Here is a 14,200-nt window from a genome sequence, read left to right as displayed (position 1 = left end):
ACAGACAACATGAAATTCAGTGAACAGTGGCTGCGCAGCTGGGTGAGCCCCCAGGCTAGCCGTGACGAACTGGTCGCGCGCCTGTCCATGGCCGGCCTGGAAGTCGACAGCGTCAGCCCCGTGGCCGGTGCCTTCAGCGGCGTGATCGTCGGTGAGGTGCTGAGCACCGAGCAGCACCCCGATGCCGACAAGCTGCGCGTGTGCCAGGTCAGCAACGGCAGCGAAACCTTCCAGGTGGTGTGCGGCGCGCCCAACGTGCGCCCCGGCCTGAAGATCCCGTTTGCCACCATCGGCGCCGAACTGCCCGGCGACTTCAAGATCAAGAAAGCCAAGCTGCGCGGCGTCGAGTCCAACGGCATGCTCTGCTCGGCCTCCGAGCTGCAGATCAGCGAAGACAACGACGGCCTGCTGGAACTGCCGGCCGACGCGCCGGTGGGCCAGGACATCCGCGAGTACTTCGAACTCAACGATGTCAGCATCGAGGTCGACCTCACGCCCAACCGCGGCGATTGCCTGTCCCTGGCGGGGCTCGCCCGTGAAGTCGGCGCCCTGTACGACGCTCCGGTCACTCGCCCACAGGTCGCTGCAGTCGCCCCGGCCCACGATGAAGTGCGCCCGGTCGAAGTGCTGGCTCCGCAGGCCTGCCCGCGTTACCTGGGGCGCGTGGTGCGCAACGTCGACCTGTCCAAGCCGACCCCGCGCTGGATGGTCGAGCGCCTGCGCCGCGCCGAGGTGCGCAGCATCGATGCCGCCGTCGACGTCACCAACTACGTGATGCTCGAACTCGGCCAGCCGATGCACGCCTTCGACCTGGACGTGATCCAGGGCGGCATTCGCGTGCGCATGGCCGAAGAGGGTGAGAAGCTGGTGCTGCTCGACGGCCAGGAAGTCACCCTGCGTGCCGACACCCTGGTGATCGCCGACCACCAGCGCGCCCTGGCCATCGCCGGCGTGATGGGCGGCGAGCACAGTGGCGTCAGCGCCACCACTCGCGACCTGTTCCTGGAAAGCGCCTTCTTCGACACCATCGCCGTGGCTGGCAAGGCCCGTTCCTACGGCCTGCACACCGACTCCTCGCACCGCTTCGAGCGTGGTGTGGACTCGCAACTGGCCCGCGAAGCCATGGAGCGCGCCACGGCGCTGCTGCTGGAGATCGTCGGCGGCGAAGCCGGCCCGATCATCGAGGCGGTCGACGAGGCGCAACTGCCGAACATCGCACCGATCAGCCTGCGTGCCGAGCGTGTCGAGCAGATGCTCGGCCTCAAGCTCGAAGATGAAGTGATCGTCAAACTGCTGGGCGCCCTGGGCCTGGGTATCGAGGGCGGAGCAGGGCAGTGGCAGGTCAAGGTGCCGAGCCACCGCTTCGATATCAGCCTGGAAGTCGACCTGATCGAAGAGCTGGCCCGCCTGTATGGCTACAACCGCCTGCCGGTGCGTTACCCGCAAGCGCGCCTGGCGCCGCAGACCAAGGCCGAGGCCGTGGCTGACCTGCCGGTGCTGCGCCGCCTGCTGGTGGCCCGTGGTTACCAGGAAGCGATCACCTACAGCTTCATCGATCCCAAGCTGTTCGAGCTGTTCAGCCCGGGCGTCAAGCCGCTGACCCTGGCCAACCCGATTTCTGCCGACATGGCCGCCATGCGCGCCTCGCTGTGGCCGGGCCTGGTCAAGGCGGTGGAGCACAACCTCAACCGCCAGCAGTCGCGCGTGCGCCTGTTCGAAAGCGGCCTGCGCTTCGTCGGTCAGCTGGACGAGCTCAAGCAGGAGCCGATGCTCGCTGGCGTGATCACCGGCAGCCGCCTGCCGGAAAGCTGGGCCCATGGTCGTGACAGCGTCGACTTCTTCGACGCCAAGGCCGACGTGGAAGCCCTGCTGGCCGCTGCAGGCGATGCCGCCAGCTTCGCTTTCGTGCCGGGCGAGCACAGTGCCCTGCACCCGGGCCAGACCGCCCGCATCGAGCGTGACGGTCGCCTGGTCGGCTACCTGGGTGCCATCCACCCGGAACTGGCCAAGACCCTCGGCCTGGATCAGCCGCTGTTCCTGTTCGAGCTGCTGCTGAGCGAAATCACCGCGGGCCGCATGCCGGCGTTCAAGGAACTGTCGCGCTTCCCCGAAGTGCGCCGCGACCTGGCGCTGCTGGTCGACCGTGACGTGCCGGCCCAGAACCTGTTGGCCGACATTCGCGAGCAGGCCGGCGAGTGGCTCACCGACCTCAGGTTGTTTGATGTTTATCAGGGTAAAGGTATTGATCCGCTTAGAAAAAGCCTGGCGGTCGGCTTGACCTGGCAGCATCCATCGCGCACTCTAAATGACGATGAGGTGAGCACCGCCACGCAAAACATCCTCACCTCCCTGGAACAAAGGTTCAACGCCACGTTAAGGAACTAGCGTATGGGGGCACTGACGAAAGCTGAGATGGCCGAACGTCTGTACGATGAGCTGGGCCTGAACAAGCGAGAAGCCAAGGAACTGGTGGAACTCTTCTTCGAAGAAATCCGCCAGGCACTGGAACTCAATGAGCAGGTGAAGCTCTCAGGCTTCGGTAACTTCGATCTGCGCGATAAGCGTCAGCGCCCCGGTCGTAATCCAAAAACAGGGGAGGAGATCCCGATCACGGCCCGCCGTGTCGTGACCTTCCGCCCCGGCCAGAAGCTCAAAGCCAGGGTTGAAGCCTATGCTGGAACCAAGTCATAACGACGAACTGCCTGTCATACCCGGCAAGCGGTACTTCACCATCGGCGAGGTCAGTGAACTCTGTGCGGTCAAACCGCACGTGCTTCGTTACTGGGAGCAGGAGTTTCCACAGCTCAACCCGGTCAAGCGTCGTGGCAACCGTCGGTACTATCAGCGCCAGGACGTGCTGATGATCCGCCAGATCCGCGCCTTGCTGTACGACCAGGGCTTCACCATCGGTGGCGCACGCCTGCGCCTCACCGGCGAAGAAGCCAAGGACGACACCACCCAGTACAAGCAGCTCATCAAGCAGATGATCGCCGAGCTGGAAGATGTACTCCACGTCCTGCGCAAATGAATTCGAAGAAAAACCTTCCACAATTCAGATGCTTAGTTTATAGTCTCTCCCGCTTTCGGCTAATCCCGAAGGCATCAGCAACACCCGTCGGGGCGTAGCGCAGCCCGGTAGCGCACTTGCATGGGGTGCAAGGGGTCGAGTGTTCGAATCACTCCGTCCCGACCAACAAATCCCTACATTAGAGCCTGGTCAGTGATGACCAGGCTTTTTTGTGTCAGGGACTTTTGCGGGGCTTTTTTCATCCTGCCATCCTCCTCAAAATTGTCAGGACCGGCCCGCGCGAGTCGGTAGCCGAAATCCTGTTGGCTTCATCGATCAGTTTGCCCAGCTCGGCGGCCGAGTAGTGACTGGTGATGCTGCCGTTCTTGTGGCCCAGCAGAGCCTTCCTGTCCTCCTCCGTTACCCCTGCTGCTCGAAGTCTTCGACCGAAGGTGTGCTTCAGATCGTGAACGCGGATCGAAGCAAATCCAGCTGGGGCAGGGCGAAGAAAACGCTCTTGGAACTTCTTCGCTGCTCTGACCCTGGCTTTCTTCCATGCCGAATCGTTCATCCGGTGAACGGGAGTGGCCTTGCCGTTTTGATCGGGTTGTCCGTAAGGAAATACCCAAACCGGATCAAGCCCACGCTGTCCCTCGATGACCGACTTGGCTACGTTGTTGAGTACAACGAGGCGCTCGTCGCCGTTCTTGACCCCGGAGCTCTCATGCCGGCCACCAAAATCCGCCGGTATGAGAAATACGCTGGTGTTGAGCTCAGGAATCGGTATCTCCCAATCCCAACGAAGCTTCACGACTTCCTGCTCTCGTGAACCGCTGTTGACCTTGTACAGGGCCATGCGGCGCAAATGATCAGGCAGTTCGGCGAAGAGAATCGACTGCTCTTCCCAGGACATCGGGTAGGGCATGCGTCTGGTTTTCTTCTCTTCCAGCTTGGTGATCATCGGTACTACGTCGAGCCAGGGACGCTTCTGCTCATCACGCCATTTTCGGGCGCATAGATTCAAGATGCGTATGACGCGTTCTAGGGCAATGTTCACCGTGCGGTGTGAAACGCCTGGCTTCGATTTACCGTCGCTGGTGGTGCTGCTCTTGAGCCGATCCCTAACGTAGGGAGCCAATGTCTCGTCATCGACATGAGTCAGAGGCTGGTCGCCAATGTAAGGGTCCAACTGCTCCAGATAGATGGCCGTGAGGCCTATAGATGGCTGATCCTTGTACTCGATCAGGTAGCGCGTAGCCGCCTCCCGCCAAGTCCTGATCGTTCGGACACCATAGATCTTCTGTTCCCGCAGCTTCTCCAGCTTGTGTATCAGATATTGCTCTGCCTCCTTCCTATCGCTTGATCCAGTGCTTTCCTGAATTCGCTGACCTCTGAAGACCTTGTCGATGTGCCAGATCCCATTCCTTTGGTAGAGGCCCGTGATGGTTTTTCGCGCCATGGTTTATCTCCTCGGCGCTCGCTGCGAGAGTGATCATGTCCCGTGGCGCCTTCCTTTTCAATGCTGGCCCTGTCTATGTAGGCGTCGGCCCAGGCATCCAGCTCTTCGCGATCAAAGCCGATGCCCTGCACACCTATTCGAAATTCACGTACATATGGCCGGACAGTTTTAGTGAATTCAGTGCGGCACATGCCGAGGTAAGCGGGAGCCGCACTGGCTCGCAGGATTCGGGGTGCGCAGGTGATCAAGCGTGCGGCTATCTGTTCAGATGATGCGGGCATGAATGTCGCCTCCTTATCGGCCCTGATCCGTGCTGCAGATGCTGTCCGCTGCTCGCTGGGCGAACAACGTGGTGGAGGGGGCTGCGGAGGGTTTGGTACAACAACCGTTTTGATTCGGTTTGACCTGATGGATCGTGGCGTATGGCCTGCCGTTGGCTGTTGCGGTGATATCAGGCTTAAGGATTGATGAGTGTCTTCCGAAGACGTACCCCTGCAACCTAGTTCCAGTCCTGGTTGTAGTGGTCAACAATCCCCGGACACAGAATTGAGTTTTTCTTCCGCAATCGCCGGCGACACGAAGCCGTTGTGCTGATGCGGCCTTGTCCAGTTGTAGCGTTGCATGAGATAGCGGCCAATATCCTGCTCAGCCAGCGCTGTCGTCATGTAACCCACCGTTGGTACCCACTCCGTCTTCAAGCTGCGAAACAGCCGCTCCATGGGGGCGTTGTCGTAGCAGTTTCCACGTCGGCTCATGCTCTGCGTCATCCGATAGCGCCAGAGCCGCTGACGGAAACTACGGCTGCCATATTGGCTGCCCTGGTCGCTATGAAACAGGACACCCTGCGGCCTGCCACGCATTTCGTAAGCTCTGTCGAGCGCTTTGATGACCAAGTCGGCATCGGGCTTGGCAGACATCGCCCAGCCCACCACTCTACGGCTGTACAAGTCCAGGACGACGGCCAGATAGCTCCATTTACCCTGCGTCCAGATATAGGTGATATCGCCGCACCAGACCCTGTTTGGCGCTGCAACGGTGAACTGCCGGTCGAGGATATTGGGAATGTCAGGACGTTCGACGGTGGACTTTTTGTAAGCATGAGAACCTGGCTGCTTGCTGATCAATCCCTGCTCCTTCATCAAGCCTCTAACCTTGAAGCGACCGACCTTGGTGCCTTCGTCCTTGAGCATGGCAACGATACTGCGACTACCTGCTGAGCTACGGCTTTGGCTGAACAGCTCGTTGATGCGGCTGCGCAAACTCACTCGGCGTACATCGATGCGACGCCGTCGTGCCAGATAGGCGTAGTAACACGAGCGGGGCAGTTCGAAGACCGAACACAACAGTCGAACAGGGTAATGCTTGGCCAACTGCCAAATCGACTTCAACGTCTGCGCCCGTGCTCCTCGGCCATCAAGAGCGCAGTGGCCTCCTTTAAGATTTTTTTCTCAAGCTCCAGCCGGTTGATACGGGCCTGCAGCTCCTGGATCGTCTGCTGCTCGGGCGTCAGCGCCTTGGCAGAAGGCGTAACGCCTCCACGCTCAAGCTGCAACTGGGCAACCCAGCGCCGTAATGCGGTCTCGCCCACATAGAGGGATTTGGCAGCGTCAGGGCAGCTGTAACCTTGGTCGAGCACCAAGCTGGCAGCCTCACGCTTGAAGGCGGGGGTGAAAGTACGTCGTTGTCTGCTCATCGAACACCTCTGCATGGCGATCATCTTCGCCTAAAAAAGTGTCCGGGGTTAGTAGACCACTACAGCTACCCGAACAAGTTCGTGACTGGTGAGCGCTCATGGGCACTTGGCTATAAGCCAACAGGCGAGGGCGTAGGGCCCCGTAACGCTCGCAAGTCAGCAACAGGGCAGGTGGCCAAGACCCAGGAAACTAAAGCTGTCACCCCGGCAGCGGTAGCCAGTGGAGAGGTGGTCGGCAATCGGCGAAGTGGGGTTTATCACCTGCCTAGCGGCTGCCCAAGTTATGGGCAGGTTTCAGCAAAGAACCAAGTGTCGTTCGGGTCAGAGGCCGAGGCTATAGCGTCGGGTTTTCACAAGGCGGGCAATTGTAGGTGAGCAAAAGACGTGGTTCGGAGTTTAGCCGCAGGCCGATTTGAGCTAGCCAAAAGCGCTGTGCGTGCGTGGACAAGGCTTTTGGCGATCAGGTTGCTCGCCGGTGAGATTTAGGGCGTATTGAATTTCACAGCAATCCGCCCGCAAAGCTTTCATAAAGTCGGCAGGTCAGCAGAGCGGCTCGCCGATCATCCTGCTTGCCTCGAACTAGGAGCGCACCGGTCGGCCGCCAAGTCGGCCAGACCACTGCGAATGCGTATTGATCTCGGGGGAATTTTTTCTGCAACCTTCCTAATGAGGGTCAGTCATAGCTGTACCATCAACGATGGCTTATTGCTATCCTGATGGTGGGCGCTACAGCTGAGTTCTATGCCGGCATCAGGCCGGCCTGCAAAAGAAGCCGCTGTGAGCGTCGTAAATACCAAACCTGGCCTTATGAGGTCAGTGAAAAATCATGATTATCATTGCTCCAGCCATGTGGCTGACCAGTAGGTTGCGCCTTTCTAATAAGTCGCGGCTCTCGCTGGGTTTACGATCTTGCTACGAGGTTGGCTCAACCTAAATTGAGGCTTCTCCAGTTATATCTGTTCCATTTTTGAAATATTTATGTGTGACGGCAATTCTTGCTTATCCACGCATCAGCCACTTATTGAGTCGAATGAGTATGTAAGGTTTCACCACCTACGGCCTTAATGGTCCGGATGGAGGAGGTTCGCCACGGCAGGCTGCTAATTAAAAAATCTTAGGCCTAATAAAACGTCGACGTCAAAGAACGTCTGCCCGAGGTAGCTCTACCTAACGTCTTTAATTTATGAGGTCTGCCATGCTTAAAAATGCTTCTTTGAGTGCAAAGTTGCTCCTTATTTTGATGTTACCGCTGGCGGGTTTTTTAACCTTCGCGGGAATTTTCGTTGCGCACAAGGTTGAGACTGTAGGCGCGATGGATCGCGCAGTGGCTGCTACCAGTGCGGCTAAAAACATGAGCGATGTCGTAACGACCATCCAGCGTGAGCGCGGTGCCAGTGGTGTGTTTCTGGGCAGTGCGGGCAAGACCATGCAGGACAAGCTGAAAAGCTTGCGTGAGGAAACAGACAAAGCAATGACAGTGATGCGCGCTCAGCCTACAGAGGATCTTCCGGCCCCCGACGCAATGCTGCGCGCCATGGATGATCTGACTGCGCTGCGTCAGAAAGTGGACTCGCTTGCTATAAATAATACCGAGTCAGGCGCTCAGTTCACCGATCTTATTAGAAAATTGATTGGTTTCTCTTATTCACTGGAAACCACCATCGAAGATCCTGAAATATTACGTGCGCTGAGTTCACTCAACCAGTTCTTCGACATGAAAGAACGTTCGGGTCGTGAGCGCGTCCTGCTAGGTCTAGCGTTTAATCAGAACCGTTTTGATGCACCCCTTTTGTCCCGTTTTAGCCGGAACATGGGTGAGTTCTCTGGCTATTTTGAAGCATTCCAGCGATGGGCTCCTGAAGAGTTCAAAAACAAGTTGGATGCTGTTCTCCAACAACCGGCATCCGTTGAGGTTGCTCGCCTGCAAAAGCTCGGATTTGATACCCCCTTGGGCAACCCACTAAATATCAATCCGGAACAATGGTTCAACCTTTCTACCAGTCGAATCGACATGATGGCAAAAGTTGAGTCAGAGTTGGCCCAAGTGGTCGTTGGTCTTGCTGATACCGAACGTAGCAATGCTCAAGACAGTTTGTATCTGGCAATAGTTGCCGTTATTGTGATGTTGATTGCTGTGTTGTGGCTGGCCTGGACAATTATTCACAACATCAAAATTGCAGTAGTCGACCTTAATCGAACTCTTGTCTCCCTTTCCAGGCGTGACCTGACAGCCAGAACTTCTTACACGGGCAAAGACGAGTTTGGGGAGATATCGCGCAATTTGGACAATATGGCCTTGCATATCAGCGAGGTGATCAGCGAGATCGGAGGCGCCACTGCGCAGGTCGCGACTGCGGCGGAGCAATCTTCTGCTGTGGCTCTGCAGACCAGCAATAATGTGGCACAGCAGCGTCAGGGAACCGACCAGGTGGTCACTGCTATCAGTGAGATGAGTTCAACTGTCAAAGATGTAGCACGTAGCATAAACGACGCGGCCGAGATGTCTCAGCGTGTCAATGTCAGTACGGTGCAGGGAAAGGCCGAGATCGAGAAAACCATTGGTTTGATCAAAGGACTTGAGGTGCAAGCGCATGAGACATCACAGATCATTGATGAGCTGAAGGGTGAAAGTGATTCTATCTCTTCGGTACTTGATGTGATTCGTGGTGTAGCGGAGCAGACAAACTTGCTGGCGCTGAACGCCGCTATTGAAGCCGCCCGGGCAGGTGAGCAGGGACGAGGTTTTGCGGTGGTCGCCGACGAAGTTCGTAATCTGGCGAAGAAAACTCAGGATTCTACCGTCAGCATTCAGAATATGATCGCCAACCTGCAATCCGGGTCCGAACGTGCTTCCAATTCGATGCAGGAAACGCTAGGTAAGGCTCAGGAGGGTGCGACCAACATCGTCCGCGCGGGTGAGCTTTTGGAGGAGATCGCCGAAGGCATTGCAAATATCAGCGACAGCAATATCCAAGTTGCTTCAGCCGCAGAGCAGCAGAGTCAGGTCGCCGAGGAAATCCACCGCAACGTCACCGAAATCAATACGCTGGTGATTCAGGTAAGTGCTGGTGCTGAGCAGACAGCAATCACCAGCCGTGAGCTTGCTCGACTTGCGGAGCAGCAGCAGGGGCTGGTGGGTCGGTTCCGGGTGAGCTAGCGGATAGAAAGCCTCCAGTGCGGCTCCTGCTTACAGGAGCCGCTACTCCATTGCTGAACAGGGCAGTACCAATACGACTTGAGAGCCCTTTGCAGTCAGTCTCTGCGAGGGCGATGTTTGCTTTCTCCCTCCATCAGTCGCCGACAATTTCCAGCTACGTTAACTGCTTCATACGAGCTCGGATGAGCGCGCCGCCCGGCCAAGATTGGCCTCAAAGAACTGGAAAGCTCTAGTCAATAGCGCTGGCTAGCTGGGTTGAGCGCTGAAAGTGTAGCTAAAATCGGCGAGGCTGAAGCGAAGCGGTTGCTAAAAGTCCGTTCAGCCAAAAGGCTGAACGCAAAAAAATGGCCTTGCTCAGAGTTAGCATCGCAGCGAGGTTTACCATGGCCGCACCGTCTCAGAATCGTCAAAAGCAGGGAACTCTGGATCGTAATGGCATCATCCATGTGTCGGCGGAGGGCCTGGCGATCACTTGCTATGACAAAGAAGGACATACATTAGTTAATCTCAGGTTATCCAACCTTCAGCTTCGTAATGAAACACTCATCGCAGCCGCGATCCACCATCTCTATGGAAAAGTCCGGGACGCAGAGCCATCTGAATGACCATGGCTGAGCTGGCAAGTGGTGGCTTTGATATTGTCAGGATACGGATTAGTGGGCAGTAGCGCGCCATGCGCCCATTGAGGTGCTATGCCGCGAGTGTCTGATATTTATGCTGTTGAAATCGTCAAAGCTTTTACAGAAGGGAGCGCTGCCGACGATAATGACTCATCGTGCAACCTAATGATCGGTTAAGACGTTTAAAGGTAACTGCGCCTGTTGTGCTTCTAGTGAGGGTCACATCCTGAAAAGCCTTACCCGTGAGGAGCTTGAGTCCGAGGTTGAGCGTCTGCGCGAGGCCCTCAAAGCATATCGCGCCCAGCCTGAAACGCTGGATGAAAGTAACCGTAAAGCACAAGCAGCATCCGCCCAGAACGCAGCTCGTCAGAAGGCTGTTTTCGACAGCGCTGTCGACCTCGCGATCATCCTGACCGACCCTGCCGGCACGATTACCGGCTGGAACAGCGCAGCGGTTCATGTGATGGGCTGGAGCGCGGAGGAGATGTTCGGCCAAAGCGTGGCGCGTATCTATATCGCCCAAGATCGAGACGATGGATTGGTCGAGGCCGAGATGCAGCGCGCGCTCGAGCTGGGCTATGCCTCCAATGAGCGTTGGCACCTGCGCAAGGACGGTCAGTCTATCTGGGTATCTGGCGAGACCCTGCCGCTTTACTCGGAAAAACAGACGCACCTGGGCTTCATGACGATCCTGCGCGATCGTACCAAGGAGTACGTAGACAACCGTGCGATGGAAGAAACCAAGGAGCGTTATCGCCTGGCAGCCAAGGCGACCAATGACGCTATCTGGGATTGGGATCTGACGGCCAACCATGTTCTCTGGAATGATGCGCTTGCCGATGCTTATGGCCACTCGCTAGCTGCATTGGAATCCACTGGCGACTGGTGGTTGCAGCAGATACACCCGGATGACAGGGACCGCATCTACAACTCCATCCACGCTGTCATCGATGGCGAAGGCAGCTCCTGGAGTGATGAGTATCGCTTTTATCGTCATGACGGTTCCTACGCAGAAGTGTTAGACCGTGGCCACGTCATCCGTGGCAGTGATGGCAAGGCACTGCGCATGATCGGGGCAATGCTCGACCTCACTTCCAGGCGTAAATCGGAAACGGCGCTTCGCAAGAGCGAAGAACGTTTCAGGACGATCGTGGAGACGATCGAGACGGCCTTTGCCATCGTCGAGGTCAAGTTCGATGCGCAGGATAATCCTGTCGATTACCGATTCCTTGAGGTTAACCCGGCGTTCGAGCGTGAGTCGGGAGTCAACTTGCTCGGCAAGTGGGTAACCGAGTATGCGCCGGAGCTGGAGCAGTTCTGGTTTGATACCTACGGGCATGTCGCTAAAACACGTGAGCCCCTAACTTTTGAAAGCTACGCCAACACATTCGAGCGATGGTTTGACGTCAAGGCTGTGCCAGTGGGCGACCCCTCGGAGAGACAGTTAGGCGTCTTTTTCAATGACGTGACAGCTAGGCGCAACGCACAGGAGCGCCTGCAGGTCAGTGAGGCGCTTGCCCGCGAGAATATTGAGCGCGTCCAGCTCGCATTGGCAGCAGGTGCGATCATCGGCACCTGGCATTGGCACGTACCGACTGATCGTTTCACCGTGGACAAAGCATTTGCCGAAGCCTTTGGGCTTGACCCTGCACTTGGGTTCAAGGGGCTTAGCCTTGAACAAATTATCGCGACTGTTCACCCAGATGATCGAGAGGGCGTCATTGCTGCAATCGACGACGTACTTGTCCGAGGAGGAGCTTTTTCCCATCAGTACCGTGTTAAGCGTACGGAGGGGAAATATTACTGGATTGAGGCGAATGGGCGTGTCGAGCTGGACGACGATGGCACTGCGCTGAACTTCCCAGGGGTGCTGATCGATGTTGAGGAGCGTCGAGCGCTCATGGATGAGCGAGACAGCGCGACGGCGGCGCTAAGATCGCTTAACGACACCTTGGAACAGCGCGTTGCTGAACGTACTGCAGACCTTATGCAGGCTGAGGAAAAACTGCGCCAGTCGCAAAAAATGGAAGCGGTTGGTCAGCTTACGGGTGGCCTGGCTCACGATTTCAACAATCTGCTGGCAGGGATCTCCGGGTCTTTGGAAATGATGGCTGTGCGCATCGCTCAAGGCCGAGTGGCAGAGCTGGAAAAGTATATTCTGACGGCCCAGGGCGCTTCCAGGCGCGCCGCTGCGCTGACGCACCGTCTCTTGGCGTTTTCCCGTAGGCAAACGCTCGATCCGCGCCCCACCGACGTGAATACGCTGCTGGAGGGCATGGCCGAGCTCATACAGCGTACGGTAGGCCCGAGTATCACGCTCGAGACTGTCGGAGCGACTGACATCTGGCCGGTGAAGGTCGACGCTAGCCAACTTGAAAACGCGCTGCTCAATCTGTGCATCAACGCCCGCGACGCAATGCCCAGCGGGGGGCGAATAAAGATTGAAACGGCCAACCGCTGGATGGACCGTGAAGTTGCTCGAACCCATGATCTCACCGAAGGGCAGTACCTTGCCTTGAGCGTCACCGACACGGGTGTGGGCATGACGCCCGAGGTGATCGCCAAGGCCTTCGACCCATTTTTTACGACGAAACCGATAGGGCATGGCACGGGCCTGGGTCTGTCGATGATCTATGGTTTCGCGAAACAGTCAGGTGGACAGGCACGTATCCGCTCCGAAGTGGGTGTCGGGACGACCCTGACTCTCTATCTCCCACGATACTTCGGCAGCGTGGACGCAGCGCGCGAGGAGCTCTATTCCAGTGCCGTGGAGCTTTCAGAACGCGGCGAAACGATACTCGTCGTCGATGATGAGCCGACGATTCGCATCCTGTTGGTCGAGGCGTTGAGCGAGCGAGGCTACTCGGTGATCGAGGCAGCTGATAGCGTTGCTGGCCTCAAGGTGCTGCGCTCTGATGTTCATATCGATCTGCTGATCAGCGATGTAGGTCTTCCTGGCGGTATGAATGGGCGGCAAATGGCTGATGCCGGCCGAGAGCTTCGCCCAGGTCTCAAAACACTTTTCATAACCGGGTACGCAGCAAATGCTGCCATCGGGGACGGGCATCTGCAGCCAGGGATGCAGGTGATAACCAAGCCATTCTCAGTGGACTCACTCACCACAAGGGTTCAAGAGCTAATAGATGCAGAATAGCCTGACGTCACCATGAGTTAAGGACAAAGTCCTCGCACTTACTTTTGCATACTGGACGTCCGATTATTGGTCGGTAGTGTTAAGCAGGGCGAGATGGGGGAAAAGATCTGGCTGCTTCACTAGGACTCGTAAGGTCGATTCGAGGTCAGCCAGGATGAGCGCTTTGAGCTGGACGTTGTTGTATTGATTGGTGCTGAGTGTGCGGGTGGCCAAAACTGAATATTCATATATAAATAGGCACTTGCTAATGCGTTGTGAGTGAAATGCAGAGATTGTGCGTCGTCAGGGCTGTAGGGGAGATGGGGCAGAGGGGGCGAGTCAGGCTGATAGTAGCCAGGTATGCGATCTTCTCTGGATGCTCGATTACCAAGATGTGAACGTGCTCAGCTGTGTAACGACATATAGGATAGCAATCGATCAGTTTCCCTTTTTACCACGGCATAACATTCGCAACTCAGTTGTTCCAGTTGTTTGCGATTAAGCACCGTAATGTGACCACGGCTGTATTTGATCACCCCCTGGCGTTGCAGCTTGCCAGCCGCCTCGGTAACACCCTCGCGGCGTACGCCGAGCATGTTGGCAATCAATTCCTGGGTCATGGTCAGTTGGTTACCGGGCAGGCGATCGAGTGACAACAACAGCCAGCGGCATAGCTGCTGGTCAATCGAATGATGGCGGTTACACACCGCGGTCTGCGACATCTGGGTGATCAGGGCCTGGGTGTAGCGCAGCATCAGCACCAGAAACTCGCCATGGCGATTGAATTCTTCCTTCAGGCGCGGTGCCGGCAGGCGAAAGGCATAGCCACCACTTTGCACCACCGCACGGCTTGGGGTGCTCTCACCGCCCATAAATAGCGAGATGCCCACCAGCCCTTCGTTACCGACCACGGCAATTTCCGCGCAGGCACCATTTTCCATGACATTGAGCAGGGAGACGATGGAATCGGTGGGGAAATACACATGACGCACGGATTCCCCGGACTCATAGAGCACTTGCCCGAGCGGCAGGGAGACGTGCTCCAGGTGTGAAAAGAGCCTCTGCTGGACTTCGCCAGGCAAAGCAGCCAACAAGTGGTTCTGCTGCGGCATGTAGTCGTCGGGCATGGAA

The 14,200-nt window shown here is 57.0% G+C and carries 9 protein-coding genes, 1 tRNA gene and 1 pseudogene; 8 read left to right on the top strand and 3 right to left on the bottom strand.

All coding sequences use genetic code 11. The features are described from left to right. Positions 1–9 precede the first annotated feature (9 nt). The 4 genes from pheT (at position 10) to K8U54_RS01080 (ending at position 3,193) form a co-directional block, all read left to right on the top strand. Positions 10–2,385 carry a phenylalanine--tRNA ligase subunit beta gene (gene pheT / locus K8U54_RS01095; RefSeq protein ID WP_249908495.1) on the top strand — a complete coding sequence of 792 codons (2,376 nt, stop codon included), beginning with the start codon at positions 10–12 and terminating at the stop codon, positions 2,383–2,385. 3 nt (positions 2,386–2,388) lie between these two features. Next, entirely contained in the window at positions 2,389–2,691 is a 303-nt protein-coding gene (ihfA, locus tag K8U54_RS01090; RefSeq protein ID WP_013791841.1) for an integration host factor subunit alpha, read from the top strand. Then, on the top strand, positions 2,672–3,028 hold the full coding sequence (locus tag K8U54_RS01085; protein WP_013791840.1) for a MerR family transcriptional regulator: 357 nt from the start codon (positions 2,672–2,674) through the stop codon (positions 3,026–3,028). The genes ihfA and K8U54_RS01085 overlap by 20 nt, the downstream gene beginning before the upstream one ends. A gap of 88 nt (positions 3,029–3,116) precedes the next feature. After that, a tRNA-Pro gene (locus K8U54_RS01080) sits at positions 3,117–3,193 on the top strand. A gap of 73 nt (positions 3,194–3,266) precedes the next feature. Here the strand turns inward: K8U54_RS01080 and K8U54_RS01075 are convergent. After that, on the bottom strand, positions 3,267–4,466 hold the full coding sequence (locus K8U54_RS01075) for a tyrosine-type recombinase/integrase (RefSeq protein ID WP_349654560.1): 1,200 nt from the start codon (positions 4,464–4,466) through the stop codon (positions 3,267–3,269). 524 nt (positions 4,467–4,990) lie between these two features. Continuing rightward, a protein-coding gene (locus K8U54_RS01065) for an IS3 family transposase (RefSeq protein ID WP_249908494.1) occupies positions 4,991–6,159 on the bottom strand; the annotation gives its coding sequence in 2 pieces (ribosomal slippage) (positions 4,991–5,898 and positions 5,898–6,159; 1,170 coding nt in all). A gap of 228 nt (positions 6,160–6,387) precedes the next feature. Between K8U54_RS01065 and K8U54_RS25270 the strand changes: the two are divergent. The 4 genes and pseudogenes from K8U54_RS25270 to K8U54_RS01050 all read left to right on the top strand — a co-directional run. Then, positions 6,388–6,534, top strand: a pseudogene (locus K8U54_RS25270) (sunset domain-containing protein); the annotation flags it as partial. An 865-nt stretch (positions 6,535–7,399) separates the two neighbouring features. Continuing rightward, positions 7,400–9,316, top strand: a complete 1,917-nt coding sequence (locus tag K8U54_RS01060) for a methyl-accepting chemotaxis protein (protein ID WP_249910368.1) — start codon at positions 7,400–7,402, stop codon at positions 9,314–9,316. Positions 9,317–9,699: 383 nt separating this feature from the next. Then, the gene (locus K8U54_RS01055) at positions 9,700–9,921 is read left to right on the top strand and encodes a hypothetical protein (protein ID WP_013791288.1); all 222 of its coding nucleotides are present in this window, start codon (positions 9,700–9,702) and stop codon (positions 9,919–9,921) included. Positions 9,922–10,249: 328 nt separating this feature from the next. Continuing rightward, positions 10,250–13,090, top strand: coding sequence for a PAS domain-containing hybrid sensor histidine kinase/response regulator (locus tag K8U54_RS01050; protein ID WP_249910367.1), 2,841 nt, complete (start codon positions 10,250–10,252; stop codon positions 13,088–13,090). 383 nt (positions 13,091–13,473) lie between these two features. Here K8U54_RS01050 and K8U54_RS01045 read toward each other — a convergent pair whose 3' ends face one another. Then, positions 13,474–14,196, bottom strand: coding sequence for a Crp/Fnr family transcriptional regulator (locus K8U54_RS01045; protein ID WP_249908493.1), 723 nt, complete (start codon positions 14,194–14,196; stop codon positions 13,474–13,476). Positions 14,197–14,200: the final 4 nt, after the last annotated feature.

It is taken from the genome of Pseudomonas fulva, from assembly GCF_023517795.1.
Classification (GTDB): domain Bacteria; phylum Pseudomonadota; class Gammaproteobacteria; order Pseudomonadales; family Pseudomonadaceae; genus Aquipseudomonas; species Aquipseudomonas fulva_D.
The sequence above is the reverse complement of the archived record's forward strand: the minus strand, read 5'-3'. Positions and strand labels throughout refer to the sequence as shown.

Excerpts from the sequence above, each read along its gene's own strand:
- K8U54_RS01045 (WP_249908493.1), bottom strand. The coding sequence starts at position 14,196 with ATGCCCGACGACTACATGCCGCAGCAGAACCACTTGTTGGCTGCTTTG.
- K8U54_RS01085 (WP_013791840.1), top strand. The coding sequence starts at position 2,672 with ATGCTGGAACCAAGTCATAACGACGAACTGCCTGTCATACCCGGCAAG.
- K8U54_RS01055 (WP_013791288.1), top strand. The coding sequence starts at position 9,700 with ATGGCCGCACCGTCTCAGAATCGTCAAAAGCAGGGAACTCTGGATCGT.
- ihfA (WP_013791841.1), top strand. The coding sequence starts at position 2,389 with ATGGGGGCACTGACGAAAGCTGAGATGGCCGAACGTCTGTACGATGAG.
- pheT (WP_249908495.1), top strand. The coding sequence starts at position 10 with ATGAAATTCAGTGAACAGTGGCTGCGCAGCTGGGTGAGCCCCCAGGCT.
- K8U54_RS01075 (WP_349654560.1), bottom strand. The coding sequence starts at position 4,466 with ATGGCGCGAAAAACCATCACGGGCCTCTACCAAAGGAATGGGATCTGG.
- K8U54_RS01060 (WP_249910368.1), top strand. The coding sequence starts at position 7,400 with ATGTTACCGCTGGCGGGTTTTTTAACCTTCGCGGGAATTTTCGTTGCG.